The sequence below is a fragment of the Streptococcus sp. 2018WUSS126 genome, from assembly GCF_044427425.1.
Taxonomy (GTDB): Bacteria; Bacillota; Bacilli; order Lactobacillales; family Streptococcaceae; genus Streptococcus; species Streptococcus hashimotonensis.
Map to the genome: position 1 here is coordinate 17437 of NZ_JAOTGB010000021.1, position 17763 is coordinate 35199.

Annotated in this window: 15 protein-coding genes; 11 read left to right on the forward strand and 4 right to left on the reverse strand. The window is 35.7% G+C overall.

The genetic code is table 11. From position 1 onward, the window contains the following. Nucleotides 1–6: 6 nt before the first annotated feature. Nucleotides 7–1206, reverse strand: coding sequence for an ROK family protein (locus ODU34_RS08380; RefSeq protein WP_398578456.1), 1200 nt, complete (start codon nucleotides 1204–1206; stop codon nucleotides 7–9). A 191-nt stretch (nucleotides 1207–1397) separates the two neighbouring features. Between ODU34_RS08380 and ODU34_RS08385 the strand changes: the two genes are divergently transcribed. The 8 genes from ODU34_RS08385 to ODU34_RS08420 all read left to right on the forward strand — a co-directional run bounded on the left by ODU34_RS08385 (nucleotide 1398) and on the right by ODU34_RS08420 (nucleotide 12373). Then, on the forward strand, nucleotides 1398–2726 hold the full coding sequence (locus tag ODU34_RS08385; protein WP_398578457.1) for a PTS sugar transporter subunit IIC: 1329 nt from the start codon (nucleotides 1398–1400) through the stop codon (nucleotides 2724–2726). 4 nt (nucleotides 2727–2730) lie between these two features. After that, on the forward strand, nucleotides 2731–4617 hold the full coding sequence (locus tag ODU34_RS08390) for a DUF4838 domain-containing protein (RefSeq protein WP_002935976.1): 1887 nt from the start codon (nucleotides 2731–2733) through the stop codon (nucleotides 4615–4617). Between the two features lie 119 nt (nucleotides 4618–4736). Next, on the forward strand, nucleotides 4737–7676 hold the full coding sequence (locus ODU34_RS08395) for a right-handed parallel beta-helix repeat-containing protein (protein ID WP_398578458.1): 2940 nt from the start codon (nucleotides 4737–4739) through the stop codon (nucleotides 7674–7676). 214 nt (nucleotides 7677–7890) lie between these two features. Continuing rightward, nucleotides 7891–8652, forward strand: a complete 762-nt coding sequence (locus tag ODU34_RS08400) for a hypothetical protein (protein WP_398578459.1) — start codon at nucleotides 7891–7893, stop codon at nucleotides 8650–8652. 217 nt (nucleotides 8653–8869) lie between these two features. Next, complete coding sequence (locus ODU34_RS08405) at nucleotides 8870–9634, forward strand: ABC transporter permease (RefSeq protein ID WP_398578460.1); 765 nt, start codon at nucleotides 8870–8872, stop codon at nucleotides 9632–9634. Further along, nucleotides 9619–10410 carry an ABC transporter ATP-binding protein gene (locus tag ODU34_RS08410; protein WP_398578461.1) on the forward strand — a complete coding sequence of 264 codons (792 nt, stop codon included), beginning with the start codon at nucleotides 9619–9621 and terminating at the stop codon, nucleotides 10408–10410. Before ODU34_RS08405 ends, ODU34_RS08410 begins: the two co-directional genes overlap by 16 nt. Nucleotides 10411–10441: 31 nt before the next feature. After that, nucleotides 10442–11470: an ABC transporter substrate-binding protein gene (locus ODU34_RS08415; protein WP_398578462.1), complete on the forward strand. Its 1029-nt coding sequence runs from the start codon at nucleotides 10442–10444 to the stop codon at nucleotides 11468–11470. Between the two features lie 93 nt (nucleotides 11471–11563). Next, entirely contained in the window at nucleotides 11564–12373 is an 810-nt protein-coding gene (locus tag ODU34_RS08420) for a glucosamine-6-phosphate isomerase (RefSeq protein ID WP_398578463.1), read from the forward strand. Nucleotides 12374–12435: 62 nt separating this feature from the next. Here ODU34_RS08420 and ODU34_RS08425 read toward each other — a convergent pair whose 3' ends face one another. Both ODU34_RS08425 and ODU34_RS08430 read right to left on the reverse strand, forming a co-directional pair. Continuing rightward, nucleotides 12436–12915 carry a transposase gene (locus ODU34_RS08425; RefSeq protein ID WP_398578469.1) on the reverse strand — a complete coding sequence of 160 codons (480 nt, stop codon included), beginning with the start codon at nucleotides 12913–12915 and terminating at the stop codon, nucleotides 12436–12438. Between the two features lie 37 nt (nucleotides 12916–12952). Next, nucleotides 12953–13282 (reverse strand): IS630 transposase-related protein, encoded by a 330-nt coding sequence (locus ODU34_RS08430; protein ID WP_398578464.1) that lies wholly within the window; start codon nucleotides 13280–13282, stop codon nucleotides 12953–12955. A 149-nt stretch (nucleotides 13283–13431) separates the two neighbouring features. Here ODU34_RS08430 and ODU34_RS08435 point away from each other — a divergent pair, with 149 nt between their 5' ends. The 3 genes from ODU34_RS08435 (at nucleotide 13432) to ODU34_RS08445 (ending at nucleotide 16878) form a co-directional block, all read left to right on the forward strand. Beyond that, nucleotides 13432–15882 carry a heavy metal translocating P-type ATPase gene (locus ODU34_RS08435; RefSeq protein WP_398578465.1) on the forward strand — a complete coding sequence of 817 codons (2451 nt, stop codon included), beginning with the start codon at nucleotides 13432–13434 and terminating at the stop codon, nucleotides 15880–15882. A gap of 78 nt (nucleotides 15883–15960) precedes the next feature. Beyond that, complete coding sequence (gene tpx, locus ODU34_RS08440; protein ID WP_105256702.1) at nucleotides 15961–16446, forward strand: thiol peroxidase; 486 nt, start codon at nucleotides 15961–15963, stop codon at nucleotides 16444–16446. Nucleotides 16447–16542: 96 nt separating this feature from the next. Next, complete coding sequence (locus ODU34_RS08445) at nucleotides 16543–16878, forward strand: helicase BlpT (RefSeq protein ID WP_398578466.1); 336 nt, start codon at nucleotides 16543–16545, stop codon at nucleotides 16876–16878. Nucleotides 16879–17035: 157 nt separating this feature from the next. Here ODU34_RS08445 and ODU34_RS08450 read toward each other — a convergent pair. Then, nucleotides 17036–17763 (reverse strand): transposase (locus tag ODU34_RS08450; protein WP_398578467.1); only part of this gene is annotated, 728 nt, incomplete at its 5' end.

The window sequence follows — 17763 nt, forward strand, 5'->3', positions numbered from 1 at the left end:
TTTATATTAATTGGAGTTATTTTCCAAGATAAAATGATTATAGACTGCTAAGGATGCTGCTCCAATTGCACCTCGAAATATATTTAAAGTTAAGAATTCAATATCTAAATTATTTTTACTTGGAATAAATTGCAATTGATTGTCAACAAGATTATTAACTTTTTCTGAAAAACCTGGATAATTTAATAACTGGCTATTAATGAAAATTTTTTTTGAATCATAAATAATCAATGTATTTGCGATTGAAGTGGCTAAAAAATCAATCCCTGATTCAATTTTTTCAATAATAAAACCATCTCCTAGTCTGTATGCATTGTATACAACATCTAATGTAATATCTTCTGGTTTTTCAACCAAAGTTTTTATGATAGAACCTTGAACATTTTCAAATAAAAATCTTGCATTATTAATTAACCAAGTATCAGAAATATAAGTTTGAAGGCATCCGCGTTTTCCACATTCACAAGAAGGTCCGTTTAAATCAACTACTGTATGACCAATCTCTCCAATATAAAAGTTTTTGTTTTGTAAAATATGTTCGCTATCAAAAAATGAACAGAACAATCCAGGTCCAATATGAATAAATAAAAACTGCTCTGGCGAACTTTCGGGATGAAAAAGATATGCACCAATTGCCATGCAATTAATATTGTTCTCTAGAAAAATAGGAATTGAAATACTTTCTTTAATTACGGCAAGATCAAAATAAATCCACTTTACATTATTTGAAATAATATGTCCTGATTTTGAATCAAAGTGGCCTGGTACAGCAATACCGAGAGCTCCAAATTCAAGATAGGAAAACTTTTCTAGAGTTTCGGTTACTAATTGGATTATTATTTCATTTATTTTTTTGGAATCATATTCTGTAATTTTTATATTGCTGTTTTTGATTAGGTTTCCAATAGTGTCTGTGACTGCTAAATAGATTCCATTGGCATTAATCTCTATTCCAATATAATGTCTATATTGAGAATTTACTGTAATAAGTCGTCTACTACGACCTGATCCAATATAATCTCGAACCTCATCGCCAGTCTCAATAACTTTATTTTCAGCTACAAGATAACTAATCATATTCGTAATAGTTGCCGGAGTAATTTTTAAAGATTTAGATATTCTTGTTCTAGAGCTTTTTTGATGTCTAAATAAAGTTTTTAATATATTTCCAGAAATATTTCTAATGGTTTCTTCTTTCTTTCCCATTTTAGTACCTCACATTGGAAAATAGTATTTTTCAATGTAAGAATAACATATTTTTTATAAAAAATGAAGTAAAAATACTGAATGTATAAATAAATTTTGTTTTTTAATTAAAAATATAAATAAAAACTTGACAATTAAGCGCTTACATGATATCTTTATTTTATAAAATAAAATTAATGGAGGATAAGAAAATGAATAGATTAATGCATTTTCTTGAACATAAACTTGCTCCTTTTGGAACTAAGGTAGGAAATCAACGTCATTTGAAAGCAGTTCGTGACGGTTTTATGATGGCTATGCCACTTGTATTAGTTGGCTCGTTCTTCCTGTTGCTAATCAGTTGGCCGGATCAGGCTTCTGGGGGATTTTCAGTAGTAGGCTTTTTAGAGCAAATTGGTTTGTTGGGGATTTTAAATCGGTTAAATCAATCAACAATGGCGATCATCTCTCTCATAGCTACATTCGGTATTGCATATCGATTATCCGAATCATATGAGACAGATGGACCTTCTGCAGGTGTTATTGCTTTATCTTCTTTTATTTTACTTGCACCAAGATTCTCAACAATGGTTTTCAACGAATCTGGTGAACAAATTAATCAAGTATTTGCTGGAGCAATACCATTTGGAAGTTTGAACGCAAGTGCATTATTTGTTGCTATTGCTGTTGGATTAGTTTCAGCTGAAATTTATCGCTTCTTTATTCAAAGAGGTATTACAATTAAAATGCCAAAAAATGTCCCTGACGTTGTGGGTAAGTCGTTTGCTGCATTGCTTCCAGCATTAACAACATTGATTTTCTGGGCGTGCGTCTTCCAGGGATTAGAAGCTGCCGGTGTTGAAGGTGGACTTGGAGCGGTTTTAGGATTAATTGTAGGTAAACCACTAGGACTTATTGCAGGAAGTCTAGGTGGAATGGTGCTTGTTGTGCTTGTAAATTCACTTTTCTGGTTTACTGGCGTTAATGGTGGACAAGTGTTAAATGCTTTTGTTGATCCGGTTTGGTTACAGTTCACAGAAGCAAATCAAGTTGCAGCAGCTGCGGGAGAAAAATTACCACATATTATTACTTTGCCATTCAAAGATTTGTTCGTATTTATGGGCGGTGGTGGCGCTACAGTAGGATTAGCGATTTGCTTACTTGTCTTTAGTAAAAGTCGTACATTTAAGAGTTTAGGACGAATCTCCTTTATTCCTTCTCTCTTTAATATTAATACTGCTATTCTGTTCAGTTTTCCAACCGTTTTGAATCCTATTATGATGATTCCTTTTATTCTCACGCCAACAGTAAATGCAATAATTACCTATTTCGCTATGGCAACTGGATTAGTTCCGATGACAACAGGGGTTGTTCTTCCTTGGACAATGCCTCCAATTCTTGGTGGGTTCCTTGCTACTGGCGGTAGTGTTCAGGGAGCAATTTTACAAATTATTTTAATCGGAGTCTCATTCATTATTTATTATCCATTTTTCAAAGTGGCCGATAATAAGAATTTAGAGCTTGAAGCATCAGGAGAGTGATCATATGAAATTAACGATTTTTGATAAAGTACAGAATAAAACTTCTCAATTTGCTATAGATGAACTTACATATTACTTGAAAGCCATTTTTGATTTTGAGTTAGGAAGGACAACTGTTGAGGAAGATGCAAATATTCTACTCTCAAAAGAATATTTTGACAATAATGATACGATTGGGATTGAGATGAAGAATGGAAATGCGATATTATCAGGTAATTCTGATATCTCTATTCTTATTGCGGTATATCGCTTACTTAGTGAATTTGGAGCTGTATTCACTAGACCAGGTAGAAAACATGAACTAATTCCCTCGTTATCGATATCTGACTGGAATGAGAAAGAGCTCTCTATTCACGAGACTGCCAGTTATAAACATCGAGGAGTATGTATAGAAGGTGCAGATAGTTACCAGAATATAAAAGAATTTTTGGATTGGTTACCAAAAATTAATATGAATAGCTTTTTTATTCAGTTTGAGAATCCGTATTCATTTTTAAAGCGCTGGTATGAACATGAATTTAATCCGTATGCGGATAAAGAAGATTTCAATACGGAAATTGCACAACAAATGAGCGACCTTTTAGATGAAGAATTATCAAAACGAGGTTTAATACATCATCGTGTTGGACATGGTTGGACTGGTGAAGTACTTGGATATTCATCTAAGTACGGATGGGAATCTGGGTTAATACTACCTGAAGAAAAGAAACCCCTAGTCGCTGAATTAAATGGAAAACGTGAGTTATTTAATACAGCGCCAATACTAACTAGTCTATGTTTCTCAAATCCAGATGTTGGTGAAAGAATGTGTGAACTAATTGTAAACTATGCAAAGGAAAGGAAAGATGTAGACTACTTACATGTTTGGTTATCCGATGCACGGAACAATATTTGTGAATGTGAAAAATGTAAAGAAGAAATACCCTCAGATCAGTATGTACGAATTTTGAATCAATTAGATCGGAAATTAAGTGAAGAGGGGCTTAATACAAAGATTTGTTTTTTACTTTATCATGAATTGCTTTTTGCACCAAAGCATGAAGTTTTAGAGAATCCTGAACGTTTCACAATGATGTTTGCGCCTATTACCAGAACTTTCGAAATGAGTTATGCTGATGTAGACTATGAAAACAATGTCCCACTTCCAAATGAGTATACAAGAAATAATATTGTTCTTCCTAACTCACTTGAAGAAAATCTCTCATATTTATTTAGTTGGCAAAAAGTGTTTAATGGAGATAGTTTTGTCTATGATTACCCACTTGGTCGGGCACATTATGGTGATTTAGGATATATGAAGATCAGTAAAGTAATCTTTAGAGATGTCGTATATCTTAAAAAATTGGGTTTAAATGGTTATATTAGTTGCCAAGAGTTACGCGCAGGTTTCCCTCATAACTTCCCTAACTTTGTGATGGGTCAAATGTTGTGGAACAGAAATTTAGAGTACGATGAATTGAAAGCGCTCTATTTCAGTTCCTTATATGGTTCTGAATGGAAAAGTGTTGTAACGTACTTAGAAAAATTATCAGATTACTCTTCATGTGATTATTTTAATTCAATAGGTGATCGCCAAAATGCTGAATTATCAATGAAATACAATATCTCAAGTAAATTAGCATTTAATTTTATAAATATCTTGGAAGAGAATGTGGCTAAAAATTACGGAATTAAACGTGATGCTTGGCGACAATTAGGTTATCACCGAGAATATGTTATCAAATTGGCCAACGCCCTTTATCTAATGGCCTCTGGAGACTATCTCGATGGCCAAATCCAATGGAGAGACTTTTTAGATTATATTAGAAATCATGAATCAGATTTTCAACCATATCTTGATGTTTACCGTATCATTGAAGTTGCTAAAAATTATGCTGGATTCAAATTGTAGTCCTATGGATTAGATTAGAAAAATAGCCAATTCACTATTTATTTTTAAGTGAATTGGCTTGATGTCTATTATTAGAAGGATAAATAAAAATATTTGATGTTATTTTTTGAGAGGGTTACATGAATAAAAAAATTTTTTTAAACTCAGCGATTATATTACTCTCTGTTACTTGTTTTACTGGTTCTGTTGATGCTTTAGATAATAGTAGAGTGATAGCGATACCAAGCGAAATCGTAAACAGCGAAAACGCATACAACATTACTTTAAAAGCGAAAACTGATGGAGTTGAAAGTGATCTTGGAGGAAGTATTGTTTCTGAAAATGGTGTCTTATCAGGTTCTAATGGTACTAAAATAAATTTGAAGATAACCACAAATCCTGGTTATCGATTTGTAGGTTATCAATCATTTTTAGAAAATGGAAATAGTACGGATGGATTGCTACCTATCGAAAATGATAGTTTTGAAATTTCAGATAAAACAGGCAATGTGACCGTAATAGCAATATTTGAGTCAGTTCCAGTTGATGAATCAATATATTTTAGTGATGATTTTTCAGTTGAAAATATTAATAATTATGTGATATCTGAAAACCTGGTAGGAAAAATTGGAATTAGTGATGGGAAAATGAATCTTCACGCTCCAGGTATCTCTTCGATCAAACCAATTTTAACAAAACCAATCGAAGATAATGCAACTTCTGGATATGAAATTGGGTTTACATTACAACAAATTGGTGAAGTAAAGCCATGGAATACTTTTAGAATAGTATTCAAAGAAGATCATGATGGGTCCATTTATGCTTTAGAATTTTCAGGACAAGCTGCTTTTTTAAAAAAACTTTCTAGTATAGATGCACCACTTCAATCTGGTGAAAAATATGCTGAAACAAGTCATATTCTAGGAAGTGAAGAGCATAAAGTACGACTTGTAGTCAAAGGTAATTCAGTAACAGTTAGTGATAATGGAATACCATTATTAAGTTACAACAGCCCAAACAATTGGAATGATGCCCAAGCATCTATTGTTTTTTCACCAGTTTCAAATCGGAGTGTTTCTCTAGATGATATTATTGTTCGAAGAACTCAAACCTTAAGACCTTTTCGGGTCGTTTCTCGATTAGATGGTCAGGAGGTATCTGGAGTTCTGCCTGGTTCAATTAAAGGAACCACAAGTCAAGTTTTTGTTGGAGATTCACTTAATTTAGAGGTCATTGAAAAATCTGGGTACCAATTTATTGGTTTTAAAGATAGTGCTGGTAATTTTCTTGATTTAACTACTTTCGTTGTTCCAAATGAGGAGTCAGAGTTAGTGCTGTATGCCGATTTTGAGTCAGTGGATGTAGTGATTCGTGAACCAAAGACTTTCTACATTGATAGTCTAGGAGGAAATGATTCTAATAACGGGGAAACCGAAAATAGTGCATGGAAATCATTTGAACAATTAAGGAAAAAGTCGTTTGTAGCTGGAGATAGAATATTAATAAAACGTGGAAGTCGGTTTGTTGGAGAAAGTGCTTTTCTTACATTTAAAGGTTCGGGTAGTCAAAATACTCCAATTCTAATTTCATCCTATGGTGAAGGTGAGTTACCTTTATTAGAAGGGCAAGGGAAAATTGAAAATGTAATTAAGTTGTATAATCAAGAGTTTATTACAATTGAAAATCTTGAGATTACAAATTTGGATCCAAATTTTTCTACAAGTTTTGAATTGAATTCCAATAATAATCGTACAAAATCACTTCGTGGACTACATGTGGTCGCTGAGGATTATGGGGTCGTTCATGATATAAATATTCGAAATCTATATATACATGACATAAATGGTAATTTAAGTTCGAAATGGAATGGAGGAATTTTCTTTGATGTTTATGGTACAACTATACCTACCAAATACGATGGTATATTAATAGAAAATAATTATCTAGAAAGGGTCGATAGGTCGGGAATAAAATTAGTTGGATCAACATGGGCAAACCAAAATTTGAAAAATAATAAAAATGTTCCGTTAAATTGGTATCCATCTACAAATGTAGTTGTTAGAGGAAATCGTATTGAGAAGGCAGGTGGTGATTCTCTAACTGTTAGAGATACTGATGGTGCATTGATTGAATACAATATTTCTGCTGATGCTAGATACCAAAACACTGGGTACAATGCAGGTATATGGCCTTTCCAAGCTTCGAATACAGTTATTCAATACAATGAATCATTTAGAACGCATGGTGTTCAAGATGGTCAGGGTTTAGATTTAGATCATATTTCTAATAATTCAGTGATGCAATATAACTACAGTCATGATAATGAAGGTGGGTTTATGTTAATCATGAACTGGTACGAACAAACATCTCCTACAGTTCGTTATAATATCAGCCAGAATGATAAAGACAAAATTTTTGAATTGGCTAGAGGAGGAGCACAAGGAACTGCAATTTACAATAATACAATCTACTCTGATTCGAAATTAACTGGACGAGCAGGTGTAATTGATATGCCAAGTACGTCAGGTGGAACAGGAGTAAAAGATATCTTTTTATTTAATAATATTTTTTACTTTGTAGATGGTGAGAAAATGCTTGTTGAAGCAAGTGATGCAGGTAAATATAAAGATAATATTCATTTTTATAATAATGCCTATGTTGGTGTCGAGGTGCCTAATGATCCTAGAGCAATCACTGAAGGGATAGAATTAAATGGTATTGGTACGGGACCAATTGATAATAAATCAATGATCGCAAATACCGGGAAATATTTAACTGGTCAATTAGACGGGTATAAAATTCCTTTCAACAGTGTATTGGCAAATAGTGGCGTATCAAAAGAAGATGCAATTACTTATTTCTATGAAAAATTAGGGATTCAGCAACAAATTGATTTTATTGAAAATGGGTCGTTAAATATGTCCCCAACAGAAGCCTTTTCTTTAGCTCGTCAAACGAATAGTATAGATGCAATCGCTCGCTCATATCCAAAAATTGATGGAGTTAACTATGATATTGACTTCTTTGGAGAATCTATTTTAACAGACAATTTATCTATAGGTGCTGCTCAAGTTAAATGAGTGAAACAGCTAGTTATTTTTCATTAAGTCAAATAGAATGATTTTTTACGTTAAAACACAATGAAGAAACTTAGTCTAAGAATTTTTAAAGTGAAAATCAAAATTACAGTCTGATTCTCAATAAATTGTAATATAAATTTACATAATAAATATTTCAGATATGATATTAATAATAATTGAGATAAATAAATTATTTGGATAAGGAGGTAACAATATGAGAAAAAAATTGATAGCCACGATTGCATTTTGCGTAGTTTGTCTATTTCTCTATTCATTTGTTCCTCAATCTTTCGGTACTCCAACTATTTTTCAGACACCTTATAAAACCTCTGTGAAATCCGAATTTGAAGCATTATTTCATAAACATGGTATTGATGTCTCAGAAAATGATTTTTGGGCTACATCATTAAATGGTCGAACACCTCAAGACATTCTAAATGAAAAAGCAAAATTACTATATATAAAATTCAATTTATTAGAAAAAGAAGCCCGGAAATATGGTTTTAATAAAGAAAAGTTAGATTTTAAAAAAGTAGATTGGAAGTTAGTATCAGATCGATATATTGAATTAAAACAAATAGTTATTGATGAAAAAATAAAAACCGTAAATCATGATCAGATTAAACAATACTATTTAGAAAATAATCTAAATTTTGCTCGTCAAGACCTAATAAATGGAAAAATCTCTACTTGGAATGATGGATTAATTATTTCTACAGAATCTGTTGAAATAAATGAAGAAACTGTTAGATTGGTCACTGAGAGATTTCCTGATTTAGAATTGCAATTAGAGAATATCGAGGTGGGCCAACAGTTTTCATGGAAGCAAAATGGTATTTATTATACTTTCTCTTGTCTTTCTAGAGAAGATAAGGGAATTATTCCACTTTCTGAAATTACTGATGCAGTTGCTATGCAATGTGCAGAGGAACTTGTTGATAGTTGGTTAAATAAAGAAGCTGACTCTTTAAAATAGTCCATAATTATTGACAATCTAAAGTTAACAAAAATTTTATGTTAATTTCAAAGGAATTGGGAATATTCGTACTGAAAAACTGATTTCAGTTTTATTGTCAAGTTTCTTAGTTAAATGAGGTAATTTTTGTTGCTATTCTAATTAATAGTTTGCAAAATAGGATAATATTAATTTATTAGGGCTAAACATTTTTTAAAGTTTTTGTAACTATGGGAGGATGAAGATGAAGAACAACAAAGAACAAAATTATTTTTGGTTGACATTCTCATTGATTGTTGCATTGATGATTTGGTGGTTTTTATCGAAATATGATCGAACCTCTCGTAGTTTTCCAAATATCATTTTGGTTTGGAATGCTTTATTAATCATGATAGACAAAGGTTTTATCTTTGAAGATATATTTTCAAGTCTAACTTCAGTTTTCTTCGGGTTCACGTCGGGCTTTCTATTGTCGGTGCCTAATGCATTGTTTATGTCCTGGTATTCTCCATATCGTAACATTGTAAATCCTTGGATACAATTTATCAGAAATATTCCACCACTTGCATATGTTCCTTTAGTAGTTATTTCAGCTGGGGTTGGGCTATTACCTCAAGTTATTGTAATAGCGATAGCTACTTTTCTGACCATGACTGTAACAATTTATCAAGGTATTCTTAATATTGATCCAAATTTAATTAAAGCAGCAAGAATTTTAGGAGCATCAGATTTTGAAATATTTAAAAGAATAGTGGTTCCAGCATCGATTCCATTTATTATGACAGCTGTCAGATTAGGTACATCGATTTCTTTAACTACAATCATTGCAGCTGAATCTACTGGTGCTACATCAGGTATGGGAATGAGAATACGGTCTTTAAATAACTCTTTTGATTCCTCAGGAATGCTTTTGTATATCATATTGATTGGAGTAATTGGTTTACTGTTAAATAAGTTAGTTGATTTGATAGAAAGGAAGTTAACTGGATGGCAACAGAAGTAAAAAAAATTAAGGTCAAAATTGAAGATGTTTCAAAATCATTTCAGTCAATTCATGGTGAGGTTGTTGCACTAAATCAAATAAATTTAGAAATCTTTGAGAATGAAATTGTTACAGTTGTTGGTCCATCAGGTTGTGGTAAATCTACTCTACTAAACTTGGTTGCAGGTTTGGAACCTGTAACTTCCGGGAAAATTTATTGTGATGATAATGAAATTGTTGGCGTTGGAGTTGAGCGTGGTGTTGTTTTTCAACAATATGCACTATTTCCTTGGATGAGTGTACAACAGAATGTAATGTTCGGACCTGAAATGCAAGGAAAATCAAAGTTAGAAGCTAGCGAAATAGCTAACAAGTATATTAAAATGGTTGGATTACAAGAATTTTCCAATCATTATCCGAAAGAATTATCGGGAGGAATGAAGCAAAGAGTTGCAATAGCAAGAGCGTATGCTGTTAATCCGACGATTCTATTAATGGATGAACCATTTGGAGCCTTAGATGCCCAAACGAGGATTCAACTGCAAGATGAATTGATTGAAATGCTGGAACATGAACGAAAAACATGTTTGTTTATCACACATGATATTGAGGAAGCAATACTTCTAGGAAATCGAGTAATTATTATGAGTTCAAGGCCGGGAGAAATTAAAGAAATTGTGAATGTTGATTTACCGTTTCCAAGAAGTCAATCCATAAAATTTGAAAATGATTTTATAGATATTAAGAACCACATTTGGTCACTTGTATATAAGGATTTTCTTAATATTAAAAAGTGACACACTTATACTCTTTTTTTGAGAGGGAAAAATGATTAAATTTGTTAAGAATAAGTATTTCAATTGGATTATTAGTCTAATCACTTTAATTATTTTGGTTGCATGTAGTTCTAATCAAACTTTAATAAGAGACAATTCAGCCAATATAGATAAAATAAGAATTGCATATATGCCAAATTTTGCAAGTCTTCATGACATTATTACTGGAATAAATTCAGGTATCTTTAAAGAGGAGGGGCTTGAAGTCGAATTGATTGAATTTGCTGATGGTCCAACTATCATTGCATCTTTAGAGTCAGGTTCAATTGATATTGGTAATATTGGTCCGGGTGCCCATAAATTGGCGATTGAAGGTAGAGCAGAAGTTGTTGCATTTAGTCAACTTGGGAATGCTGACGAATTGATTGCTCGGTCGGATAGAGGAATTGATTCAATAAAGGATTTGAGGGGAAAGAAAATTGGAACAGCATCTGGAACATCAGCAGAAACAATTCTAAAGCTTGCTTTGTTAGATGCAAATTTGTCTGAAAAAGATGTAGAAATTATTGATATGGATGCCTCCGCTATTGTTACAGCGATGTTGTCGGGATCAATAGATGTAGCTGCAACTTGGTCACCTAATACAACTTTAATAAAGCGAGAATTAAAGGAAAAAGTTGTTGTATTAGCTGATAATTCACGTTATAGAGACCAATCTCCAGCTATTGCTTCATATGTAACTTTTCTGGGGTATTCTGAAAAAAACAATGAAAAAATTTCCAGGTTTTTAAGAGGGTTATATCGTGCCATGGATTATCGATCTGAACATATGAATGAAGTTTCGGAATGGGTTGCCGCCCAAATAGGGTCAGATAGCTCGGTGGTACAAGATCAACTACAAGATGGAGAGTGGTTAACAAGTAGACAAATGATTCAATTGATAAACACTGGGATACTTCAACAGTATTACGAGAAACAACAAAAAAATTTAATAGAATCTGGAATAGTTGATATCTCTAGGAACATTAATGAATATGTTCTAATTGATCAAATGAGTAGTATTTTAAAGGAGTTTAAATAATTCTTGTGAAATATAATTAGCCATTTTATTATCAATAAAAGTAACGTTGATTCGATAATCATTCATAGTTTTCAAGAAAACATGAGGTAATGCATGATAGAATATTACAATTTTAATAAAAGTGAATTAGAAAAGCATAGTAGAATTCCATTGATTGTAAAAAAGAATAATGAGGAAATTTTTATTTCACTTGCTCTAGAAATGGTAGAATTAATAAAGGAAAATAACGAAAAAAATGAGAAAACTGTCATAATTTGTCCTGTTGGACCAGTTGGTCAGTATCCGCATTTTGTTAGATTAGTGAATCAATTTAAGATTGATTTGTCTAATGTTTGGTTTATTAACATGGATGAATATTTGTTGGAAGATTTGCATTGGATAGACGTAGTCCACCCTCTTAGTTTTCGAGGATTTATGCAGAAAAATGTCTACAGTCAAATACATCCAACTCTTATTATGTCAGAAGAACAAAGAATTTTTCCAGATCCTCTTGATATAGACTCGATTTCAAATAAAATCAAAGAGTTAGGTAAAATCGACTTATGTATTGGTGGAATTGGCATAAATGGGCACATTGCATTCAATGAACCGGATTCAACATTAACAGTTCAAGAATTTTTAAAATTAGGGTCGCGAGTGTTACCTATTTCTGTCGAAACAAAGGTTATGAATGGTTTGACGGTATTAAAAGGAGCTGTAGAAGAAGTGCCTAATTATTGTGTAACAATAGGAATGAACGAGATTTTTCAAGCGAAAAAAATTCGACTTGTAGTTTTTCGTGATTGGCATCATGCGGTCATACGTAAAACAGTTTGTTCTAAGCCAGATACTGGATTTCCATCAACTCTAATGCAAATCCATACAAATTGTTCTATCTATCTAAATGAATCGTTAGCAAATTAACCTATGTTCAAACACATACAGAATATATATAAGTTTATTACCCTTTTGATCAGATATAGTCATTAAGTTTTGAAATAGTAATCCAAGGATTCATTTATAGATTCGAATTGCGGTAATAATTCTATGATTGCTTTCTTTAAGTTTGCCCAAGCAGTTTCAATTGGATTTAATTCCGGTGAATACGGAGGTAAGGGCAGAAAGAAGTGGTGATGTTCAATACAAAGCTCATCTAGTTGTTTCTTAGGGTGAAAAGTCGCATTATCCATCACAATAACATGAGTTTCAGATAAGGAGAGTAACAGCTCCTCTGAAAACCACTTCATAAAAAAATCACTTGTCATACTTTCTTTGTAAATCATCGGAGCTACAAATTGATTTCCAATTTGACCAGCTACAACTGAAATACGTTCAAACCTTCGTCCACTAATCTTCTCCAGAACCTTATGCCCCCTAGGAGCTCTCGCTCGTGGGCGTGTTAAATAAGTATCAATGCCGGTTTCATCAATGTAAATGATTGGATAGCCGGATAGGAGTTGGAGAATGGTTGAGAACTGCTGGACTTTTCCTGCGTCCTGCTCTTTATAAGTTGTTGTCTTTTTTTAAAGTTATTTTGAGTTTCTTTAAAGCAGCCCAAACAGACTGCGGTGTGCAATCAAAATGTTCAGCTATTTCACGGAGAAAGGCATCTGGATGCTCTGAGACAAACTTCTGAAGTTGATCCGGTGGCAATTTTCTAGGACGTGAAGAACGCTTTTTAACCGCCAAAGTCCCGTGATGTTTTAACTGTTGTTCCCATAAATAGAGAGTGTTTACGCTAATATCAAAAAGCTGACAAGCTTCTTTTCGAGTATGACCTTCGTCTTGAACAAACGAAATCACTCGTTTTCTAAAATCTAAATCGTATGCCATAACTTTAGTATACCATAATTACTGATTTAAAACTGATTAACTATACCTAATGAGAGAAGATTCTCTCATTTTTTTAATCAAAAATGTTTACAAACGTAGTCGTATGTTGTATAATTTGTTTACAGATGTAGTCGGAAAAGGAGTAACCTATGAAACAAGCAAGCTATCCCATTCAAGGTATGACCTGCGCTTCCTGTGCTCTGACGGTTGAGAAAGCGGTTGGTAAACTAGTAGGGATTGAAGAAGCCAGTGTCAACCTAGCGACTGAAAAATTGAGTGTTAGCTATGATGAAAAGCTTTTGGGACTAGAGGATATTCGTCAGGCAGTTGAAAAGGCGGGTTATCAGCTAGTCGATAACTTGGTAACCGAGTCTTATGACATTTCAGGCATGACCTGTGCTTCCTGTGCCATGACGGTTGAAAAAGCTCTGGGCAAACTAGAGGGTGTAGAAGAAGTCAGTGTTAATCTGGCAACAGAAAAGGCAACCATCCGTTATAGCCATGATAAGCAAAATCCAGCTAGTCTTGAAAAAGCAGTTGAGCAAGCAGGTTATCAACTGTTCAGACCAGATCAAGTGGAAGTGACGGTGGACAAGGGACCAAGCAAGGAAGATAGTCTTTGGAAACGATTTGTCTGGTCAGCGGCCTTTACCCTGCCCCTGCTCTATATTGCTATGGGGCCAATGTTGCCTTGGGGTGGGCTTCCATTACCAGCTTTGCTCCATCAACCGCTAGTTTATGCGGTCAGCCAAGTCATCTTGCTCATCCCTGTCCTTTATATGGGACGCAGTTTTTTCAAAAAGGGCTTTAAAACTCTCTTGCAAGGCCATCCCAATATGGATTCCTTGATTGCCGTTGGGACAGGAGCAGCCTTGGTTCAAGGTCTTTTGATGATTGCTTTTCTTCTGATGGGGAAAGAAGTAGCCATGCACGGTCACCATCCAGAACTCTATTTTGAATCAGCCGCCGTTATCTTGACCTTGATTACCCTAGGAAAATATTTTGAAGCTAGAGCCAAAGGTCAGACTTCTGAGGCCATTAAGAAATTGATGGACCTTGCTCCCAATACGGCCCAGGTCTTGCGAAATGGGCAGGAAATACAAGTGCCGATTGAAGAAGTGGTGGTCGGTGACCAGGTCATTGTTCGCCCAGGTCAGCAGATTCCTGTTGACGGTCAAGTTCTAGAAGGCCAGACACGTGTGGATGAGTCTATGCTGACGGGTGAGAGCCTGCCAGTGAAGAAAGCTCTAGGCGATAATGTTTTTGGCGGTACCCTTAACCAGCAAGGTGCCATTACCATGCAGGCTACCAAGGTCGGTCGTGATACAACTCTGGCTCAGATTATTCGTTTGGTAGAAGAGGCTCAAGGATCTAAGGCCCCCATCGCCAAATTGGCTGACCAAGTATCTGCCGTCTTTGTGCCAGTTGTCATGGGCTTAGCATTCTTGTCTGGGCTGGCCTGGTACTTCTTGGGGCAAGAATCCTGGATTTTTTCACTTAGTATTATCATAGCCGTCTTGGTCATTGCATGCCCTTGTGCTCTGGGTCTAGCAACTCCGACGGCTATCATGGTTGGGACTGGAAAAGGGGCAGAAAACGGTCTTCTGTTCAAGTCTGGTCAAGCTATTGAAACCCTACAAGGTGTGAACACCATTGTCTTCGACAAGACAGGGACTATTACAGAGGGCAAACCCCAGGTGACAGACATTCATCTCTTGTCTACTAAAAATCGTGAGCAGGTCCTCCAGCTGGCAGCAAGTAGTGAGCAATTTTCCGAGCATCCTCTGGCTCAGGCTCTCCTGCAAGCTGCACAGACAGAAAAGATTGATCTCTTGCCTGCCACTGATTTTCAGGCTCTTTCAGGTCGTGGTCTTTCGGTGACAATAGCAGAGCAGACTATCTATCTGGGAAATGAACGGTTGATGCGGGAACAGGGAATTGATGTTTCCCAAGGACGTGCAGTCGCGGAGGCATTTGCCCATCAAGCCAAGACGCCTGTTTTCCTAGCCAGCCAGCAAGAATTACTAGCAGTCATTGCCATTGCTGATAAAGTAAAAGAGACCAGCCGTCAGGCTGTCCAGGCTCTGCAAACCATGGGATTAGAAGTGGTCATGCTGACAGGAGATAATGAAAAAACTGCCCAAGCCATTGCCAAGGAAGTCGGTATTGAGCAGGTGGCCAGTCAGGTCCTGCCAGATGATAAGGCCAACCAAGTCAAGCTCTTGCAAGAACAGGGCAAGACAGTCGCTATGGTGGGGGATGGCATCAACGATGCCCCAGCCCTAGCTCAAGCCCATGTGGGTCTGGCTATTGGTTCTGGGACTGATATTGCTATTGAGTCTGCCGACATTGTTCTCATGCATAGTGACATTTTGGATGTGGTCAAGGCTGTTAAACTCAGCCAGGCAACCATGCGGACCATCAAACAAAATCTTTTCTGGGCCTTTGCTTATAATGTAATCGGCATTCCAATCGCCATGGGTTTCTTACATGTATTTGGTGGACCTCTGCTCAATCCTATGTTTGCAGGTGCAGCCATGGCTCTCAGTTCAGTATCAGTCGTCTTGAACGCTCTGCGATTGAAAACCTACAAACTATAGTGAAAATACCAGTCAAAAAACTGGTATTTTTGTTTATAAACGCTTACAATAGATATATTAAGTGCAAGGGAGATGTTTATGACAACCTTTATTGGAAAACCAGTGACCTTGGTAGGTCCGCAATTAAGAGTGGGAGATACTGCCCCTGATTTTGTCCTCATGGCAAATGACTTGAGTCTGAAAAGCCTGAAAGACTTTGGCAAGCAGACTAAGGTCATCAGTGTGGTGCCTTCTATTGACACAGGGATTTGCGATACGCAGACCCGTCGTTTCAATCAGGAACTGGCTGACCGTGATAATACAGTTGTTGTGACTGTTTCAGCAGACCTCCCCTTTGCCCAAAAACGCTGGTGCGGGGCTGCAGGTTTGGAAGATGCCATCACCCTGTCTGATTACTATGACCATGCCTTTGGTAAATCCTACGGTGTGCTCATGCGAGAGTGGAATTTGCTGGCGCGTGCGGTCTTTGTCCTCAATGCCGACAACCAAATCACCTATGTAGAATACCTGGACAATGTCAACGAACATCCAGACTATGAAGCGGCTTTGGAGGCTGTTAAATAAAAGAATATTACGGTGCCTGAACAGGCATCGTTTTTTGATGGAATATTTTTGTCTAATTTGATATACTAAGTTCATCAAAAACAAGGAGGGGCTTTTATGGAAAAGACACAGATTATTCAAGACGTTTTGGCCCTCATTCAAGACTTGAATCAGGCCTTTCAAGCAGATAAAGTAGGAACAGCTGATGAGCAACGGTTCCAGCATAATTTGACAGAGACGACACGCATATTGTCGGAGGCCAAGTCGGTCACCAATACAGAACTGATTGCGATTGAGAAATTATACCGTTCGACTAGCTTTTTGGTTGGACTGGGCGATCTGCGATTGAGTGAGAAAAGCAGGCAGGCTTGGCAGGCCTTTGATCGCTACTACTACCAGACCATCAGAGAAGAATTGAAACTCTATGGTGGCTCTGCTATTGCCCAAATCTAAAAGATAATAGGAGAGGGTGAGAAACCCAATGTCATTAAGTTAAGCATTTAAGCAGCTAAAGAAACTATTCTCGTCTGAGCAGTTCATGACAAAACGGGAATAGTTTTTGTATTTAGGGCGCACAAAAAGGAGGTTTTTTAACCCTATTTTTCAACTATTATGTTACTCTATAAGTGAAGCTTACAGGTGCCTTGCTTTTTATCTTTCTTTGGAACGTTCGATTGGGTCGGATGATGGATAAATGTTTGGCAATGTAGGTTTCTAATTGAGAGGAAGTGAGTTCAGCTCTAAGAAATTTTCGACAGGCATAAACAGCGTCTGAAAAACAAATTTTATAAGCCTGTTTTAACTTTGATGTTTTAATAGCAACGTGTGAGGTTAGCCATTTACAAACATTAAAATTGATAAAGCGAGCGTAGATTTCTTGGAGAATCCCTTCCTTCTTTTTCGCGTGAAAATGAGTCAGACCGATGCTGTATTTTAGGTCACGAAAACCGGTCTCTATGCCCCATCTGTAAGCATAGAGATCTTTTAATTTTTCCGGAGAATAATCGGTGTTTGTCACCAAAGTTTCAAAGACTCCCGGCTTGATTTCGAGACGCACCATTCGAAAATGAAGTTCGTAAAACTGGAGTGGATCATTTTTTCGGCTAGAGCTTGGTAGAAAGTCAAAGGGTGAGTGATTAGGTAAACAGCGATAGTGATTAGGTAAATTTTGATACTGTTGTTTCATCTCATTGGTTTGTTTGCGACAGATGTTTAGGTCAAATGCCTCATCAAAACAAGGAGTATCAGGGAGATGAAAACTCTTTTTCATAGAATTATTTCCATCGCGAATACGAATAATATACGACCAATTTTTCTCCTGGCAATGCGCCATGACAT